The following is a 17,702-nucleotide window of genomic DNA, read 5'->3' as shown; positions in this document are numbered from 1 at the left end:
TCATGGGCGGACGGGGAGACATCCATGCGGCGAAGCGGATTCCGCAAAGGCGCGGGCTGCAACCGTAAGTGTTCCGTAAGGTCGATTAAAATAATTCCAGAAAGGTAGCCCGTGGAGGCTTCACCCCTAGCATTTCGCCATATCTTCACCATCCTCGCAGCGGTAATCTAGTCTCTGCATGCACATTGTGTTCCGGCGCGGGGCGTCGTGCATGATGTGAGGCGACGACGGTGGGTTTTTGGGGGAGCCGGCCGTTTCTGTCCTGTGAGGGATATGAGTTGGGCGACGTGGTGAATCTTCATCGTGAACGCAAGGCGCGGGCGCGCCGTGCGGCGCAGTCGCGGGCCGAGGAAAACCGGATTCGATTCGGGCAGACCAAGGCCGCGCGAGAAGCCGCCGCGCGGGAGCTTGAGCGCCAGCGTCAGCGCCATGAAGGCCATGCGCTGACCGAGAGGGATGAACATGAAGAGCCCCGTGGTTAAGAGGTCTATCGTCATCGCCGGCCACAAGACCAGCGTGAGCCTTGAGGATGCGTTCTGGGAAGCCCTGAAGGAAATCGCCTCAAGCCGGCGACTGACCCTGTCGGACCTTGTCGCCACCATCGACTCCGCGCGCTCGCAGGGCAATTTGTCGTCAGCGATCAGGCTGTTCGTCCTCGATCACTATCGCGGTGCAGCGCAGAGCGCGCGCGCCGTCGGCGCCAATGAGCGAGTCGGCGTGGCCAGCCCTCCCGTTGCGTAATGCGCACCGAGACCTTATCTGCTTCCCTGGCGGACAGCGCGCCACGTTGAAACGTGGCGCGCGGTTTTCTATAACCGCCCCCCTCGGCGGGATGGCGTCCCATCCCCGACCCAGCGGGTTCATGCCCAGCCGGGCGGCCGGTTTTCCGGACCGCGTGGCCTTGGGAACGGGCGGGGCATGATGCCTCGCGCGGCGCTCGGACGAGACACGGTGTGACGCGGGCGCCCTTGCGCGGCGCCGCCGACGGGAGACGACGGATGTCGTGGAAAAATCAGAGTGGCGGCCCATGGGGAAGCGGGCCGCGCGGTCCATGGGGTTCAGGACCGCAATCCTCGGGACCCACGCCACCGGACATCGAAGACATCATCCGCCGCAGCCAGGACCGGCTGCGCACGATGATGCCCGACTCGTTCGGCTTCAAGGGCGCGATCCTCGTGGTGGCGCTGGTGGTGGTGGGCTGGCTGCTGTCCGGCTTCTACCGGGTGGAACCGGACGAGCAGGGCGTGGTGCTGCGCTTCGGCAAGTTCGTGGGCATCACCCAGCCGGGCCTCAATTACCATTGGCCTTACCCGGTCGAGACCGTGCTCACCCCCAAGGTGACGCGCGTCAACCGCATCGACATCGGCATGCGGGTCGCTGACGACATGCGCCGCACCAGCGCGCTGCCGCGCGACGTGCCGGAGGAGAGCTTGATGCTCACCGGCGACGAGAACATCGTCGACGTGGACTTTTCCGTGTTCTGGGTCATCTCGAACGCCGAGAAGTTCCTGTTCAACGTGCAGAATCCCGAGGGCACCATCAAGGCCGTGGCTGAAAGCGCCATGCGCGAGGTGATCGGCCGCACCGAGATCCAGCCCATCCTCACCGGCGCCCGCCAGGGCATCGAGACCGGGGTTCAGGAGCTGATGCAGCATACCCTGGACCAGTATGGCGCCGGCGTGCGCGTCACCCAGGTGCAGTTGCAGAAGGTGGACCCGCCCACCCAGGTCATCGACGCCTTCCGCGACGTGCAGGCGGCGCGCGCCGATGCCGAGCGCTCGCAGAACGAAGCCCAGACCTACGCCAATCGGGTGCTGCCCGAGGCGCGCGGCGAAGCCTCGCGCATCGACAACGCGGCCCAGGCCTATCGCGAACGCACGGTGGTGGAGGCCCGCGGCCAGGCCGCCCGGTTCCTCAAGGTCTTCGACGAATACGCGAAGGCCAAGGAAGTGACGCGCGAGCGCATGTATCTCGAAACGATGGAGCGCGTGCTCGGCGGCGTGGAGAAGGTGCTGGTCGATCCCGGCGCGGCCTCCACCACCGGCCGGCCGGCCCAGGGCGGGGTGGTGCCCGTGCTGCCGCTCAACGATCTGCTGCGCCGTCCCACCGCCCCCACCACCCAGCCGCAGGGAGCCACGCGATGAAGAATCCTGTTTTCGGCGGCGTGCTCGCCATTGTGGCGGTGATCGCCCTGGTGGTGGTCTATTCGTCCGCCTTCATCGTCAATCAGACCCAGCAGGCGCTGGTGCTGCGCCTCGGCGACCCGCTCGCCCCCATCACCACGCCCGGCCTGCATTGGAAGCTGCCGTTCATCGACAGCGTGGTCTATATCGACAACCGCATCCTGGACCTGGAAAACCCCTCCCAGGAGGTGATCGCCTCCGACCAGAAGCGGCTGGTGGTGGACGCCTTCGCGCGCTACCGCATCACCAATCCGCTGCGCTTCTACCAGGCGGCGGGCACCATCGAGGCCGCCAACTCGCGGCTCGCCACGGTGCTCAACTCCTCGTTGCGCCGGGTGCTGGGCGAGAACACCTTCATCGCCGTGGTCCGCGACCAGCGTGAGCACCTGATGCGCCTGATCGGCGAGCAGGTGAATCGCGAGGCCGCCAATTTCGGCATCACCGTGGTGGACGTCCGCATTCGCCGTGCCGACCTGCCGGAGGCCAACTCCCAGGCCGTGTTCCAGCGCATGCAGACCGAACGCCAGCGCGAGGCCGCCGAAATCCGCGCCCAGGGCAACGAGGCCGCCCAGCGCCTGCGCGCCCGCGCCGACCGGGAGGCCGCCATCGTCCTCGCCGAGGCCGCCTCCAAGGGCGAGCAGCTGCGCGGTGAGGGCGATGCCGAGCGCAACCGCATCTTCGCCGATGCGTTCGGGCGCGATCCGGACTTCTTCACCTTCTATCGCTCCATGCAGGCGTACGAAGCCAGCATGAAGGCGGGCGAGACGCGCCTGGTGCTGAGCCCGGACTCGAGCTTCTTCCGCTATTTCCGCGATCCCTTCGGTGGCGCCACGGCCAAGCCGGCCGCGGCGGCGCCAGGCGCCAACTGAGGACGGCCCGGGGCGGAATGACCGACCTGATCGCCGCCCTCGGGCTTATGCTCGCCATCGAAGGCCTGTGCCTCGCCGCCTTTCCCAGCGTCTGGCGGCGAGCCATGGAGGCCGTTCTTCACGCCCCCGAAATGCCCATGCGGATCGCCGGCCTTGTGGTCGGCGCGCTGGGGGTGCTGCTGGTGTTCCTGGTTCGGAGCGCCGGCCGGTAAGACCATAGCCGAGGGCGGACCGGCCCCGAGCCGTCCGCCAGGACCGCTGGCCGCCGGTCCGGCAGGAGGCGACCGGCCGCACGCCGGGAGACGGGAGCGACGGCCTGTCCGGGATCCGCCGCCTCCCTGACGTCAACCGGCCTGACCGGTCGGTGCGCGCGATGTGAACGGTCGCGCCGAATTTGCCCTTGCGCCCCGCGTCGGCCCGGCGCAGCCTCGGCACCTCGCAGCAGCTCCGAGGAGACCGATGCCCCTGCCCCGCCGCTTCCCTCGCCGCCGGCCGATTCTCGCAGCGGCTCTGGCCCTCTCCTTGGTCGTCCCGATGCTGTCCAGCACCCCGCTGGCGGCGGCCCCCGGCAAAGGTCCGGACACGGTGGCGGACGCGGCCGAGCGGGTCATGGACGCGGTGGTGAACATCTCCACCTCCCAGACCGTTGCCGCCGCCCGCAGCGTGCCCACGCCACAACTGCCGCCGGGCTCGCCGTTCGAGGATTTCTTTGACGAATTCTTCAAGCACCGCAAGGAGGACGGCGGCGAGGGCGGCGCGCGGCGGGTATCCTCGCTCGGCTCCGGATTCGTCATCGATCCCTCGGGGCTGATCGTCACCAACAACCACGTCATCGCCGATGCCGACGAGATCTACGCCAACTTCAACGACGGCACCAAGCTGAAGGCCGAGTTGATCGGCCGCGACACGAAGACCGACCTCGCCCTGCTGAAGGTGAAGCCGGAGAAGCCGTTGGTCGCGGTGAAGTTCGGCAATTCCGAAAAGCTGCGGGTTGGCGACTGGGTCATGGCCATCGGCAATCCCTTCGGCCTCGGCGGCACGCTCACGGTGGGCGTGGTCTCGGCCCGCAACCGCGACATCAATTCCGGCCCCTACGACAATTTCATCCAGACCGACGCTGCCATCAATCGCGGCAATTCCGGCGGGCCGCTGTTCAACATGGACGGCGAGGTGGTGGGGGTGAACACCGCCATCATCTCGCCCTCCGGCGGCTCCATCGGCATCGGCTTCGCGGTGCCGTCCGCCACCGCCCAGCCGGTGATCGCCCAGATCGAGGAATTCAAGGAGGTCCGGCGCGGCTGGATCGGCGTGCGCATCCAGAGCGTCACCGACGACCTCGCCGAAAGCCTGGGCATCGGCAAGGCGCGCGGCGCGCTGGTGGGCGTGGTGAGCGAGGGCGGGCCGGCGGCCGCGGCGGGCCTCAAGGCCGGTGACGTGATCGTCAAGTTCGACGGACGCGACATCAAGACCGTTCGCGACCTGACCCGCACCGTCGCCGACACCATGGCCGAACGTGAGGTGGACGTGGTGGTGATCCGCAAGGGCAAGGAGGAGTCCCTGCGCCTCAAGGTCGCCCGCATGCCCGACGACGACAAGCCGGAGGGCGCCAAGGGCAGCGACACCCAGAAGGCTGCGCCCAAGCGCACACTTGGCCTGGAGCTTTCGCCCATGAGCGAGGACCTGCGCAAGCGCTACACGATCAAGAGCGAGATCAACGGCGCCGTCATCACCAGCGTCGAGAGCGGCAGCGACGCCGCAGACAAGGGGCTGAAGCCCGGCCAGGTGATCGTGCAGGTGGGCCAGGAGACGGTCACCAGCCCCACTGACGTGCAGAAGCAGATCGAGGCCCTGCGCAAGGCGAAGAAGAAGTCTGCCCTGCTGCTGGTGTCCGACGGCCAGGGCCAGCAGGAATTCGTCACCCTGCCGCTGGATTGACCGAACGGCGCGCGCGTCACACCCCGGCGGGCGTTCGGCGCGCCGGGATGCACCGATGTCGCAGCCGTGGCCGGCCCTCTCTCCCTGCGGGGCGGGGCGCGCGCTGCGGGGCGCCACGGCGCCCCGCCCCCGGCGTCAAAGCGTGCGAAAATCCTCCCGCGTGTAGCCCTGCATATAGAGCAGCGCCGTCAGGTCGCCATGGTCGATGCGGGCGTGAGCGGCCGCCGCCACCTGCGGCTTGGCATGGAAGGCGACACCCAGGCCCGCCTCCGCCAGCATCGCCAGATCGTTGGCGCCGTCGCCCACGGCCATGGTCTCCGAAGGCGCAAGGTGGAAGCGGTCGCGCAATTCCACCAGGGTCGCGAACTTGGCCTCCCGGCCCAGGATCGGCTCGGCCACCGCGCCGACGAATTCGCCCCCGTCCACCAGCAGCGTATTGGCGCGATGCTCGTGGAAACCCACCTGCGCGGCGATGGCCGAGGTGAACAGGGTGAAGCCGCCCGACACCAGGGCCGTATAGGCGCCGTTGGCCTTCATGGTGCCCACCAGCTCGCGCCCGCCGGGCGTAAGACGAACCCGGTCGCGCAGCACCTCGCTCACCACCCCGGCCGGCAGGCCGCGCAGCAGCGCCACCCGCTCGCGCAGGGCCGGCTCGAACTCGATCTCGCCGCGCATGGCGCGCTCGGTGATGGCGGCCACATGGGCCTTCACCCCCACCACGTCCGCCAGTTCGTCGATGCACTCCTGGCCGATCATGGTGGAGTCCATGTCAGCCAGGAACAGGCGCTTGCGCCGGCCGGCCTCCAGCTGCACCACCACGTCGATGGGCGCGCCCTTCAGTGCCGCGCGCACCGTATCGGCAATGGCGCGGGCATCGGCGCCCAGTTCGGGCGCGAAATGGATGTCGGCGGCGACCTCGGGATCGAGGGTCACCGGCTCCTGGGCATGGGGCAGGACGGCGCGTGCGTCATGGATTGCATCGCGGGTCAAAGCCGGGGCAGAAGGAGACGAGATGAGGGTCGCAACATAGGCCATGGAAAAACCGGACACAGGACAGGAGAGGGGGACGGCGGTGCTCATCGCAGGTCCCACCGCCAGCGGCAAGTCGGCGCTCGCCCTCGCGCTCGCCGAGCGCACGGGTGGTGTCGTCCTCAATGCGGATTCCATGCAAGTCTATGGCGATCTTGCGGTGCTCACGGCGCGGCCGAGCGACGCGGACCTTCGCCGCGCGCCCCATCGTCTCTACGGCCATGTGGACGCGGACGCCGATTACTCGGTCGGCCACTGGCGCCGCGAGGCCGCCGACGCCCTCGCCGCGACCTGGAGCGCGGGGCGCCTGCCCATTCTCGTCGGCGGCACCGGCCTTTATTTTCGCGCGCTAACACAAGGACTTGTAGAGGTAGCGCCGATTCCCGAGGCGGTGCGGGCCGAAGTCCGCGGCCGAGCCGCCGACACGCCGACCCCGCGCCTTCACGTCCTGCTGGCCGCCGTCGATCCGGTCGCCGCTGCCCGCATCGGCGACCAGGACCGGCAACGCATTTTGCGCGCGCTCGAGGTGGAGGCAGCCACCGGCCGGCCGCTTTCGGCCTGGCAGGACGCACCGCAGGCGCCGTTCCTGCCCCCCGAATCATGCGTGCGGTTGGTGCTGGAGGTGGACCCGGAGGCCCTGCGCCAGCGCATCGACGCCCGCTTCCTGGCCATGCTGGAGGCCGGCGCGCTGGAGGAGGTGCGGCGGCTGGCGGCGCGGCGGCTCGACCCCGCCCGCACCGTGCTGAAGGCCCATGGCGCCCCCGCCCTCACGCGCCATCTGGCCGGCGAGCTCAGCCTTGCCGACGCTGTCGCCGAGGGCCAGGGCGACACTCGCCGCTACGCCAAGCGCCAGCGCACGTTCTTCCGCACCCAGATGGCCGACTGGCCCCGCGCGGCGCCCGAGGCGGCGCTGGAGCCGCTGCTTGCCGCCGTGGCCGGTCAGCGCGGCTGAGACGGCGCGACGCGCGGGCGCCGCCGGGGGGCAGCTCCGCGCTGGCGGACCTCCCCCGCCAGCGCCACCGCCAGGCCGCCCGCCAGCACCCACCACACCGGGCGGGGGCCGAGATCGAAAGAGAAATTGGCTTCCGCCACCAGCCAGGGATCGACCCGCGTGGCAAGGCCATACCACGCGGTCTCCAGCGCCCCGGTGAGGACCGCCGCCGCCACCGCCAGCAGGGCGAACCCCAGTGGCGTGACCTTGCCCGCGACCCTGAAGGCGATCCGGTAGAGGAACAGCAGCACGATGACGCCGGCCACCAGCACCGGCTCGGTCACGTCGAGCTTGGACTGTATGAAGAAATGCAGCGCCGCCAACACCGCGATGCCGTAGACGGCACGATGCAGCAGGGTCCAGCGCCGTGCCCCGAGACGGCGGAGCGCGCCGTCGGTGGAGGTGGCGCCCAGCAGCACCAGCAGCACCACCGCGCCGGCACCGATGAGCAGATAGAAACGCAGCGCGATTTCCGAGAGCGCCCGCGCCGGCCCCTGATCGATGACGAACAGGCCCACATGCAGCAGGGCGTAAGCCAGCGCCGCGAGGCCGAGGATGCGCCGGCCGAAGAACAGCTTGGGCGCCGACAGCAGGCGCCGCAGCGGCGTGATGGCCAATGTCGCCACCAGGAAACGAATGGCCCACAGGCCGCAAAAGTGGATGGCCTGCGTCCATGGGCGCGCGCCGAGCCCGCCAGACAGCGCGAGGCCTGCCAGCCACACCGCCGGAAGCACCGCAAGCACCAGGAACGCGGTCTTCTCCCGGCTGAAGACACCGGAGCGTTCGTGAAAAAGCGACATGAGCGGGCCTTTGCGGCGAACCGGCGGTCAACCGCCGCCGCCTTCCCATAGGCCGTCGTTTCGCTGGCGTCACAGCCGGCGCGCGCAAGTTCGCGTGAGGGGCCGGCCCGACGGCCGCCGCGCCGCTGGCTCACGCCTTCGGCGGCGCCTCCTTGAGCAGCAGCGCCGCGCCGAGGCCGACGATGCAGACCGCCGGCAAAAGGCCGATGGCGAGCCGGAAGGCATGCGGGTCGGTGCCGCCGGCCCCGCCGAAGGCGTTGAGCAGCGCGCCGAAGCCCCATTCCCCCAGACCGCCCAGCAGCATGATGAGCATGTTGGTGGCGGCGATGGCGGTGCCCGTCACCTCCGGCGGATTATGCTCCACCGCCGCGGCGAAGCACACCACCTGCGAAGTGGAGGCCAGCCCGAGCAGCAGCATGAGGCCGTACATGCCGGTGATGGATATCTCGCTGATGGAGGCGATGGCCAGTGTGACGGCGCAGGTGGCAAGGCTGGCGCCGAGCAGCAGCGCCCGCCGGGTGCGGTAGCGGTCCGACACCAACCCCGCCACCGGGCCGCCCACGAGCCAGCCCACGTACATGGCCGACACCGCTGCCGCGGCCTGATCCGAATCGGCGCCGGTGACGGCGGCGATGTAGTCCTCTCCCCACAGCGCGCCGAGAATGGACAATGGCATGTACAGCGCCGCGCCGACGATGCCGATGAACCAGCTCTGCGGATTGGACCACACCACCCTGAGCGCGGAGAGGATGGGCGGGGCGGCGGGCGCGGCGCCGGCCTGCGCCAGGGGATGGGGCCGGACCACCAGCAGGATGAGGACGATGATGGCGAAGCCGAAGGCGCCAGCCGCCAGCAGCGCGCCGCGCCAGCCGACGGTTTCCACCATGAAGGCGGTGCCGGAATTGCCGATGATGGCGCCGGCCATGCCGAGGGAGGTGGTGAGGCCCGCCAGCAGCGCCAGCATGGAGCGCGGAAACCAGTCCGCCGCCAGGTACATGGTGCCCACGAAGGCGAACGCGGAGCCGAAGCCCTGCATGAAGCGCGCAAGCGACAGCAGCAGGGGGCTGGTGCCCGCCAGTTCGACGAACGCGCCGAGCGTGCAGATGAGCGCGGCGACCACCAGCGTGCGCTTCGGCCCGTAGCGGTCGATCAGCGTGCCGGAAACGAGCTGCATCGGCGAGTAGATGAAATAATAGGCCCCCGCCGCCGCGCCGAGCGCCTCCGCCGACAGGCCGAAATTCGCCTGAAGCTCCGGCTCCATGGCCGAGGGCGCGACCCTTATGAAGAATTCATAGAGATAGAAAAGCGCCGCCGTTCCCCAGATCAGCCACCCCCGGAGGGAGGTTGCCGCCACCGCATGCCTTTCGGCCTGTTCGCCAATGATCATCTCGCGCCCCAGCACCCTTGACGGTAAAGCCCCAACGTCCGCGCGCCATGCACCGCGAGTGCCACCGGGCGTGCGTCACACCGCCACCGGCGCCTTGATGGCGGGGTGCGGGTCATAGCCGACCATGCGCACGTCCTCGTAGCGGAAACCGAAGATGTCGTTCACCGCGTGGTTCAGCTCCAGGCGCGGCAGGGCGCGAGGCGCCCGCGCGAGCTGGCTGCGCGCCTGGTCCAGATGGTTGAGATAGAGATGCGCGTCGCCGAGCGTGTGGATGAAGTCGCCCGGCTTCAGCCCGGTCACCTGCGCCACCATGTGGGTGAGCAGCGCATAGGAGGCGATGTTGAACGGCACCCCCAGGAATACGTCGGCCGAGCGCTGGTAGAGCTGGCACGACAGCCGGCCCTCGGCCACCGCGAACTGGAACAGGCAATGACAGGGCGGCAGCGCCATCTTCGGCACATCGGCCGGATTCCAGGCGGTGACGATGAGGCGCCGCGAATCGGGACTGCGGCGGATATCCGCGACCACCTGGGCGATCTGGTCGATCACCCCGCCCTCCGGCGTCGGCCAGGACCGCCATTGATGGCCATAGATCGGGCCGAGATCACCATGGGCATCGGCCCACTCGTCCCAGATGGAGACGCCGTTGGCCTTGAGGTAGGCGATGTTGGTGTCGCCAGCCAGGAACCACAGAAGCTCGTGGATGATGGATTTGAGGTGCAGCTTCTTGGTGGTGACCAGCGGAAAGCCGTCCTCCAGCGCAAAGCGCATCTGGTGGCCGAAGACGCTCAGCGTGCCGGTTCCGGTGCGGTCGTCCTTGCGCGCGCCGTCGCGCAGCACGCGGTCCAGGAGATCGAGATATTGCTGCATGGTCGCCTTCCGCCCGCCACCGGCCCGCGCACTCAGGATGACACCGATGGGCCCGCCCCGCCATCGCCCACCGCGCGTCCGGATGCAAGGGCAGCCGCCATGCCTCCGCCCCCGGGGCTGTGGACGAGGGGCCATCTTCGCGGCACCCCCCTTGCAATCGGCGGGGAGCTTGCGTAGGTTCCGCGCTCTCTTCGGTGCCTCGCGCTGAAGCGTGTGCAGGTGTAGCTCAGTTGGTTAGAGCGCCGGTCTGTGGAACCGGAGGTCGGTGGTTCGAGCCCACCCACCTGTACCAAATAAATCAAAGACTTAGCATCGAAGGCCAAGTCACCCAAAAATCTCAAGTCAGCAAGAAGTCAGCAAGAAGTCAGCGGCCGGTAAGCTGTTGCGCCTCAAGTCGGCAACGCCTTCCTCTTTGGCTCCCCTCACATGACCATCATGTCGGGGGTCCATTCGTCGCTGTCGTAGATGCTGGTGGCGGTGTCGGTGGTCAGGATGCGGCCGATGGCCATGGCGGCGGCGACGGCGCCGTCGATCCGGCCGCGCTCGCGGGCTTTCTCCTTGGTGAACTTCTCGTTCTCGGCCGCATCGCGCTCGGCCACCGCATTGCCGAAGCACAGGCGCAGGAGGGGATTGCCGTCGTGCCGGAAGTGGCCGGCGAGAATCGCTCGCTTCAGTTCCTTGACCGGCGCCGCCATGCTGGCGAAGCCCTGGCCGAACTGGTTGATGGTGAAGCCCTCCTCCTGAAGGGCGGTGTTCACGGCGGTGGAGTTCCATCGGTCGATGGCCACTTCCTGAACGCCGAAGCGCTCCCCCAGGCCCACCACGTGCGCGATGATGGCGCCGTGATCCACCACGTTGCCGGCGGTGACGGTGAGGACGCCTTCGTCCTTCCAGCGCAGATAGTCCGCCCGGTCGCGCTCGGCTTTGCGGGCAAGGCCGGCCTCGGGCAGGAAGAACATGGGCACCACGTCATAGCGGGCGTGGCCGTCCGCGCCTGCAGAGGGGAACACGGCCACCACGGCGGTGAGGTCTTCCACGCTGGAAAGGTCGATGCCCACCCAGCAGGGCCGGCCTTCCAGCTCTTCCGCCGGGGCCATGGGTTCGGCCGCGTCGTACACCTCAAGGGCGAGCCAGGGCTCGGCGGCGCCTTCCTGCCACAGATTGAGGTGGAAGCGCTTGAAGTCGGCAATCTCAGCCGGGAAGTGCTCGATCCGCCGGGCCTTGATGCGCAGTTCTTCCAGCGAGCAGAAGCCAGCGGCGATGGCGGGGTTCGCGCTGTGCCAGGCGCTTTCATCCCGCCAGTCGGCGCCCATCGGCGCGGCGAAGATGATGGGGGCGAAGGTCGGGTCGTCGATCTCGCCGGAGGCCACCTTGTGGCTGTACGCCCACAGATCGGCGGCAAGCCCGCCCGTGCCCTCGCCGGCCGTCGAGATGACGATGGTCAGGGGCTGGTCGCGCTTCACCATGGAATCGGTCACCACCTTGAACAGCTTGCGCGCCTCGGAAGCCGGCCACGCATGCACCTCGTCCGCCAGGAAGAAGGAGACGTTCAGGCCGTGCTTGGAATAGGCCTCGGTGGAGACGGCCTTCAGCACGCTCGCGGTGCCGGGATGGTTGAGGGTCTTGCGGCTTTCAATGGGCGCGACGCGGGAGAGCAAGGCGCCGTCCTGCTTCACCATCTCGAATGAATGCTTGAAGGCGATGCCGGCATTCTCCCGGTCGGCCGCCGCCTGGATCACCTGCCCGCCGGCCTCCGCTTCCGGCCCCATGAAGTGGGCGAGCGCGAGGGCTGAGGCCAGGGTGGTCTTGGCATTGCCTCGGGGAATCCAGATGCAGGCGGTGCGCACCAGCCGCGCCCCGGTGTCCGTCGAGGGGCCATAGATGCGGCGGATGATGGCTTCCTGAAGCGGATGCAGGGTGAAGGGCTGGCCCGCGAAGCGCCCTTCCCACAGCCTGAGCCGGCGCACGAAGCGGCACATGCGATCCGCCCGGCCGGTGGGGTCGGGATAGAGCCCCGACTCAGGCGAGAAGATCGGTGTCCCAGCCATTGGCGGCGTCCCCCTCCTTGGCGGCGGTGCCACGCCGATGGGGCGTCAGCGCGAGTTCGGCGGCGAGCAGGCGCGCTTCCCGCATGGCGCCCATGAGCATCTTGAAGGCGGGGTGCGTCACCGGCCCCTTGTCGGTCTGGAGCACATGGCCTTCGGCGTTCATCATCTCGGTGCAGGTGCGCGCGAGGCCCACGGCCCGGCAGTCGCCTTCCAGCGTCGCCAGGGTGCCGGCGGCAAGGTGCCCGCGCTCATGCAGGAGCGGTGCGGTGCGCGTCCATTCCGCGGCCCCGTGAGGGCAGAGCGATCCGGGCGGCGGCGGGCAGCGTCCAGCGCCCTTGCTGCCGGCCACGATCTGGAGCGTCGGCTTACGGCCTTTCATGTGGGGAACCTCCCTTTCCAAAAACCCCATTTGCCCGAGAGTGCGCGCAAGACTGCACCACCGGTCAGGGGGCGAGGGGGGCGAAGTCGCGATCCACCCCCCCCCCTACCTCGATGCCAGCTTGCCGAACCCGCCTTCCTCGCGGATGGCCTTGCGGGTGTTGCAGGCCCGGCAGGCGGGCTGCCAGTTGGCCGTGTCCCAGAACAGGCGCATGTCACCCTTGGGCGCGGTGCGGTGATCCACCATCTCGGCAGGCCCACCACAGTGCACGCAGCGGTCACGGCCAACGTCAAAGCCCATGCCCTGCATCAGCCGTTCGACGGTGCAGCGCGCCACATCGAGCCCCTCGCGCATCATCTGTCGCCAGACCTTGCGCGCTCCATAGACCTCGAAGTTCTCGGCGAACACGCGCTCGATCTCGGGCCGCAAGGCCGCGTCCCGTAGCGCCCGTGCCGATTACTTCGACGGATCAAGCCGCCGGGCGACATGCGCATGATAGGTCGATGGGGCGATTGGCAGCACCTTGCAGATCGGCTCGACCCCATACGCACCGCGATGATCATCGATGAACGCGATCATGTCTTCGACCGGCGGTCGAGCTCCGCCATGGCGAAATATGCGGATGCCTTGCACAGGATCTCGTTCGCCTGCCGCAACTCGCGGTTCTCGCGCTCAAGGGCCTTCAGCTTCGCCGACATATCCGTCGTCACGCCGGCCCGCTTACCGGCATCGACCTCGGCCTTCTTCATCCACTCGTTCAGTGAGTGCGCCGAGCAGCCGATCTTCGCCGCAATCGACACGATCGCCTGCCAGCGCGAAGGGTGTTCAGCCTCGTGATCCAGCACCAGCCGCACCGCCCGGGCACGCACCTCAGGCGAGAACTTGTTCGTCTTCTTGCTCGTCATAGCCCCATCCTCTCAGGAGCTGGGGCCTCCGGCAAAGCCGGGGCGGTTCACACTCGGATCCAGAAAGGGGCGGAGCCGAGCGGAAACTGGACTCGATCAGGCGCGCCCTGGAGGCGCTCAGCTCGTCGGAAACCGTTCGCGAATACGGTGGTAGCTGTCGGCTGCAACCGCTAGCACCTCACGGACGATTCGCCTCGCCTCCCGCGCCTCGTCGGCCGTGGCGGTTTCGCCGCCATGCACGATGCGACTTCGCTTGTCATACAGTTTCACTGCCGATTTACCCGCACTCTCCGGGGCCGCGTCTCCAAGCGTTCGCGATGTGTCGACCGCCAAGCGTCGGACGGAACTCCTAATCGACTCCGCCTTCCAGTGAACCGCACCCTTGTGCATGTCCAGAAGATCCTGGCGGAGTTCCGGGTCTGTAGCTGCCTCCGCCTCGCTTTTCATTTGCGCCATCGCGCTGTCGATGATTTCGAGGCAACGCGCCGGCCGAAGAGCCGGCTTCGCCATGATTTCCAGGATCGAAATCAGCGCGAGGAACTGCGCGGTGTCCGATGCCTCGAAATCGACCGAAGCGAACATCTCGCAGGAAAGCTTGAGTTCGGGGCGCGCATCCGATCCGATGAGCCGCTGCAACTCGGCGCCCTCGATAAGGGCCGAAAACAAGAGTGTGTCTGCCTCCTCCCTCCGATGGTTGGCCTCGATTCGGGCAGGCTGAGGCGTGAGGTGTGCTGGATACGCAGTGGCGAATTGACCGTCAAAGTCAGCTTTTTGACCGTCAAAGTCAGCTTTATGGAGGTCACGCAAATCGCCTGGGGCGGAAAGGATGCCAAAGTCTAGTCGTAGTCGCAGTGCGGCCCAAGGAACGATAAGCCGAATCTTATCCAATAGACCGCGGGCCATTTCTGATGGGATATTCTGAAGCTCCAGATACACGTACGGTTCTTGAAGTCGCATACGCACGGCGTAGCCGAGCAAGTATCGCGGAGAGCTGTCGCCATGGATAAAGAAGCCGTTCTGGCTCGTGGTCCGAAGCGGAATAGAAAGATTGACGAATGCCATAGCCACCGGTGTCCCTCGGCCGACAAGAAGTTGCGGCCTGCGTCCGCAACGAACTTACTGGATTGCGCCAGAAAGTGCAGCCGGCCGGAAATCGCCGCTCCCCTTAAATGCCTAGGTGTTTAGTCCCCGCATGTGATGGCTTGGCTGGCGAACGAAGAGTTCGGGCTTCTGCGTGGCGATCTGCCGGATGGCTTCGAAGGGTGTTTTGAAACGCAATGCCTTGAGTTGCTTGGCGTAGTTATAGGCCAGCAGCCAGTCGCGGACATGGCGCCTGAGATCGATCAAAGAAGCAGAGTGGAAGGAACGGACGGTGGCCTCCTTGATGGTGCGCACCATGCGTTCGGCCTGACCGTTGGTCCACGGATGATAGGGTTTGGTCAAGCGATGCTCGATGCCACGCTCGGCACAGACCCTGCCGAAGACGTGGCTGACGAAGCCCTCCGCTGCCTTCCTGTCGTGCGGGATGAACTGCACGCCGTTGTCGGTGAGCACCGTATGGATCCGATACGGAACGGTGCCGGTCAGGGCCTTGAGGAAGCCCGCAGCCACCAGTTTTGTCGCTTTGCGGTAAATCCTGGCGAAAACGAGCTTCGCTTGTCCGATCCACCGCCACGAAGAGGTAAGCCTTCCCACCCTCATAATGCAACTCGGCGACGTCAATGTGGAAGTAGCCAATCTCGTAGGCTTTGAACCGCTTTGGCTTTTCGCGATCCGCTTTCGGCAGGCGCGAGATGCCATGACGCGGAAGGCAGCGATGCAGGGAGGAGCGCGTCAGATACGGGATGACGTCCTTCAGGGCGAGGAAGACATCATCCAGCGGCAGACGGGCCTGCACCCGGAGCGCGACGATCGCAGCCTCTTCGACGGCGGACAGGACAGAGCTTCGCCGCTCCTTGGGCCCCATCCGCTCATCCTCGACCATCGACCGGGAACGCCACTTACTTACGGTTTTCTCGTTGATCCCGTAGCGCCGCGCCAGTTCCGCGACCGGAGCTTTCGATCGCTGTAGCTCTGCTCGCACGGCGTGCGTGGTCTTGGCGCTCCCGTGAAGAACCTGCCCCATAGCGTGTCCCTTTCAGATGGCGATAAACCTACGCCATCACACTCTGGGACTAGCTGTTTAGTCCCGGCATTTGCTGGAGTGGATTGAGCCTGAATCGTTCGGGCTCGTTTGTCCAGCATTTGCAGATGAATTCGTATGGCGTGAGGCCCCTGAGGGTCTTCAGGCGGCGACCGAAACTGTATGCGGTGACGAAGTCGTCGAGATGGGTCTGAAACTGCCGGTGGTCGTCGTAGTGAAAGCGCTTGACGGTGGCTTCCTTGATGGTGCGGTTCATTCGTTCCACCTGGCCGTTGGTCCAGGGATGTTTCACCTTGGTCAGGCGGTGTTCGATGCCGTTTTCCCGGCACCGCATGTCGAACATATGGGTCATGTAGCGTGCGGTTGGACCATTGGCGTAGCGCGGCGGGAAAGTGAATTGGATGCCATTGTCGGTGAGCACGGTGTGGATCTTGTAGGGCACAGCCGCGATCAGGGCCTCCAGAAATGCTGAAGCCGAAGTCCGCCCGGTCTTGTGGGTCACCTGGACGAAGGCAAATTTGCTGGTGCGATCGATGGCAACATAGAGGTAGAGCTTCCCCTCGGCAGTTTGCACTTCGGCGATGTCGATATGGAAATAGCCGATGGGGTAGGTTTTGAAATTTTTCCTGACAGGCTTGTCACCCTCGACTTTTGGCAATCTTGAGATGCCGTAGCGTTGCAGACATCGGTGGAGGGTGGAACGCGTCAGGTGAGGGATCGTCGCCTGCAAGGCGTAAAGGCAGTCTTCGAGCGGCAACAACGTATGCCGGCGGAAGGCGACGATGATCGCCTCTTCCTCCGGTGCCAGAACGCTGGACCTCGGCGCCTTTGGTCAAGCCCGCGCGGCGCGTGAGCGGACCCACTTGGCACCGGTCGAAGACCGGGGCCGATGGTATTCGGGCCGGTTGGCAGGTCAGCACAGGACGTCCGCTTCTTCCATTTCGCGACGGTTTTCGGGTTGATCCCGTAGCGTTTCGCCAGCGCCCTCAGGCTCTCTTGACTATGCTGTATCGCTCGACGGACCGCCTCTGTCGTCGTGGCGCATCCATGCAGAACCTGGCCCATAGCGCATCCTTCCAGTCCTGCGAAAAGACTGTACCATCAAAGCCTGGGATCAAACAAAGCGCTACCTCGTGGCTCTGTCGGATCTGTTCGTGCAGGTACTGCGCCTGTGCCGTGCGGCGGGGCTCGTCCAGTTCGCCTATGTCGCCGTCGATGGAGCCAAGGAGAAGGCCAACGCCCCGCGTCACAAGGCGATGAGCCATGGCCGCATGAAGACGGCCGAGCCGGCGCTGGCCGCCGAGGTCGAGGCTTGGCTGAGCCGAGCGCGCGAGGCGGATGCGGCCGAGGGGGGGCATTGGGCCCGGACCGGCGCGGCGACGAGACGCCGGACGGGATGGCCGACACGCAGCCGCGGCTGGAGACGATCCGCGCCGCCAAGACCGCTCCGCCAAGGCCGCGCTGGAGGCGGAAGCCGCCGATCCGCCTGATCCGGACGACGAGAGCGGACCGGGCGCATCGTCCGGCATGCGCTGGCAGGGCCGGCCCCTGCGCGGCGAGGATGGCGGTCCCTCCGACCGGGCACAGCACACCTTCACCGATCCGGACAGCCGCATCCTGCCCTCCCCTGACGGCTTCATGCATGGCTGCAACGGCCAGATCGCCGTCGACGCGGCCCATCAGGTCATCGTGGCGCATCGCCTCGTGACGAATTCCGCGGATTCCCGTGCCCTCGTGCCGCTCATCGATGACATTCACATCCACCTCGGCCGCAAGCCGCGTGAGGTCTCGGGCGATGCCGGGTTTGCCAACGAGGCGAACCGGTCCGCGCTGAAGCCGCGCAGGATCACGGCCTATCTGGCTCCAGGACGGGCACGTCATGGCGAGGCGAATGCGGCGGGGCGGCGCAAGCCGACGCAGATGCCCTTGATGCGCGCCATGGCCGCGCGCCTGAAGCGGGCGGGCCGTCGAAGGCGCGACCGCCTGAGACAGCAGGTGGTCGCGCCCGTCTTCGGGCAGATCAGGCAAGCCAGAAGCTTCCGGCCGTTCCTGCTGCGCGGGCTCGACAAGGTCCGATGCGAATGGGCGATGATCCGCACCGCCCACAACCTCCTCAAATTGCCCCCCCACTGACCCCAAACACACGGCAATCACCGCCCATGC

Annotated in this window: 14 protein-coding genes, 1 tRNA gene, 4 pseudogenes and 1 other annotated feature; of the genes and pseudogenes, 9 read left to right on the top strand and 10 right to left on the bottom strand. The window is 67.1% G+C overall.

The window, feature by feature from the left end; all coding sequences use genetic code 11:
- Positions 1 to 287 precede the first annotated feature (287 nt).
- The 6 genes from V5F53_RS04495 to V5F53_RS04470 all read left to right on the top strand — a co-directional run bounded on the left by V5F53_RS04495 (position 288) and on the right by V5F53_RS04470 (position 4,987).
- Positions 288 to 482 (top strand): DUF4169 family protein, encoded by a 195-nt coding sequence (locus V5F53_RS04495; protein ID WP_393998756.1) that lies wholly within the window; start codon positions 288 to 290, stop codon positions 480 to 482.
- Entirely contained in the window at positions 463 to 741 is a 279-nt protein-coding gene (locus V5F53_RS04490) for a ribbon-helix-helix domain-containing protein (protein ID WP_393998746.1), read from the top strand. Before V5F53_RS04495 ends, V5F53_RS04490 begins: the two co-directional genes overlap by 20 nt.
- Before the next feature lie 257 nt (positions 742 to 998).
- Entirely contained in the window at positions 999 to 2,144 is a 1,146-nt protein-coding gene (hflK, locus tag V5F53_RS04485; protein WP_393998745.1) for an FtsH protease activity modulator HflK, read from the top strand.
- On the top strand, positions 2,141 to 3,052 hold the full coding sequence (gene hflC, locus V5F53_RS04480) for a protease modulator HflC (protein ID WP_393998744.1): 912 nt from the start codon (positions 2,141 to 2,143) through the stop codon (positions 3,050 to 3,052). Before hflK ends, hflC begins: the two co-directional genes overlap by 4 nt.
- Before the next feature lie 17 nt (positions 3,053 to 3,069).
- Complete coding sequence (locus V5F53_RS04475) at positions 3,070 to 3,264, top strand: DUF2065 domain-containing protein (protein ID WP_393998743.1); 195 nt, start codon at positions 3,070 to 3,072, stop codon at positions 3,262 to 3,264.
- Between the two features lie 247 nt (positions 3,265 to 3,511).
- Positions 3,512 to 4,987, top strand: coding sequence for a Do family serine endopeptidase (locus V5F53_RS04470; RefSeq protein WP_393998742.1), 1,476 nt, complete (start codon positions 3,512 to 3,514; stop codon positions 4,985 to 4,987).
- A gap of 135 nt (positions 4,988 to 5,122) precedes the next feature.
- Here the strand turns inward: V5F53_RS04470 and serB are convergent, their stop codons facing one another.
- Positions 5,123 to 6,022: a phosphoserine phosphatase SerB gene (gene serB, locus V5F53_RS04465; RefSeq protein WP_393998741.1), complete on the bottom strand. Its 900-nt coding sequence runs from the start codon at positions 6,020 to 6,022 to the stop codon at positions 5,123 to 5,125.
- On the opposite strand from serB, the gene miaA reads away from it, so the two are divergent.
- A complete protein-coding gene (gene miaA, locus V5F53_RS04460) occupies positions 6,021 to 6,968 on the top strand; it encodes a tRNA (adenosine(37)-N6)-dimethylallyltransferase MiaA (protein ID WP_393998740.1) in 948 nt (315 codons plus the stop codon). The two genes, serB and miaA, sit on opposite strands and share 2 nt — an antisense overlap.
- Here miaA and V5F53_RS04455 read toward each other — a convergent pair.
- From V5F53_RS04455 to V5F53_RS04445, 3 genes are all read right to left on the bottom strand, one after another.
- Positions 6,956 to 7,807, bottom strand: a complete 852-nt coding sequence (locus V5F53_RS04455) for a protein-methionine-sulfoxide reductase heme-binding subunit MsrQ (RefSeq protein WP_393998739.1) — start codon at positions 7,805 to 7,807, stop codon at positions 6,956 to 6,958. The genes miaA and V5F53_RS04455 overlap by 13 nt on opposite strands.
- Positions 7,808 to 7,937: 130 nt before the next feature.
- Complete coding sequence (locus tag V5F53_RS04450; RefSeq protein WP_393998738.1) at positions 7,938 to 9,194, bottom strand: MFS transporter; 1,257 nt, start codon at positions 9,192 to 9,194, stop codon at positions 7,938 to 7,940.
- 75 nt (positions 9,195 to 9,269) lie between these two features.
- Positions 9,270 to 10,064 (bottom strand): thymidylate synthase, encoded by a 795-nt coding sequence (locus tag V5F53_RS04445; protein WP_393998737.1) that lies wholly within the window; start codon positions 10,062 to 10,064, stop codon positions 9,270 to 9,272.
- A gap of 215 nt (positions 10,065 to 10,279) precedes the next feature.
- On the opposite strand from V5F53_RS04445, the gene V5F53_RS04440 reads away from it, so the two are divergent.
- Positions 10,280 to 10,356: transfer RNA gene (locus V5F53_RS04440), tRNA-His, on the top strand.
- A gap of 130 nt (positions 10,357 to 10,486) precedes the next feature.
- On the opposite strand, the gene V5F53_RS04435 is transcribed toward V5F53_RS04440, so the two are convergent.
- From V5F53_RS04435 to V5F53_RS04410, 6 genes and pseudogenes are all read right to left on the bottom strand, one after another.
- On the bottom strand, positions 10,487 to 12,112 hold the full coding sequence (locus V5F53_RS04435; RefSeq protein WP_393998846.1) for a terminase large subunit: 1,626 nt from the start codon (positions 12,110 to 12,112) through the stop codon (positions 10,487 to 10,489).
- The gene (locus V5F53_RS04430) at positions 12,084 to 12,491 is read right to left on the bottom strand and encodes a P27 family phage terminase small subunit (RefSeq protein ID WP_393998845.1); all 408 of its coding nucleotides are present in this window, start codon (positions 12,489 to 12,491) and stop codon (positions 12,084 to 12,086) included. The genes V5F53_RS04435 and V5F53_RS04430 overlap by 29 nt, the downstream gene beginning before the upstream one ends.
- A 294-nt stretch (positions 12,492 to 12,785) precedes the next feature.
- Positions 12,786 to 13,396: pseudogene (locus tag V5F53_RS04425) on the bottom strand (IS3 family transposase); the annotation flags it as partial.
- Positions 12,996 to 13,112, bottom strand: a sequence feature (AL1L pseudoknot). (Overlaps the previous pseudogene by 117 nt.)
- Before the next feature lie 117 nt (positions 13,397 to 13,513).
- Positions 13,514 to 14,458 (bottom strand): hypothetical protein, encoded by a 945-nt coding sequence (locus tag V5F53_RS04420; protein WP_393998850.1) that lies wholly within the window; start codon positions 14,456 to 14,458, stop codon positions 13,514 to 13,516.
- A 111-nt stretch (positions 14,459 to 14,569) separates the two neighbouring features.
- Positions 14,570 to 15,521 (bottom strand): annotated as a pseudogene (locus tag V5F53_RS04415) (IS481 family transposase).
- 49 nt (positions 15,522 to 15,570) lie between these two features.
- Positions 15,571 to 16,604, bottom strand: a pseudogene (locus V5F53_RS04410) (IS481 family transposase).
- A gap of 47 nt (positions 16,605 to 16,651) precedes the next feature.
- Here V5F53_RS04410 and V5F53_RS04405 point away from each other — a divergent pair.
- Positions 16,652 to 17,672 (top strand): annotated as a pseudogene (locus V5F53_RS04405) (transposase); the annotation flags it as partial.
- Positions 17,673 to 17,702 lie beyond the last annotated feature (30 nt).

This window comes from Xanthobacter cornucopiae, assembly GCF_043195065.2.
Classification (GTDB): Bacteria; Pseudomonadota; Alphaproteobacteria; order Rhizobiales; family Xanthobacteraceae; genus Xanthobacter.
Note: the sequence above shows the minus strand (reverse complement) of the source record. Positions and strands in the feature narration are given on the sequence as shown.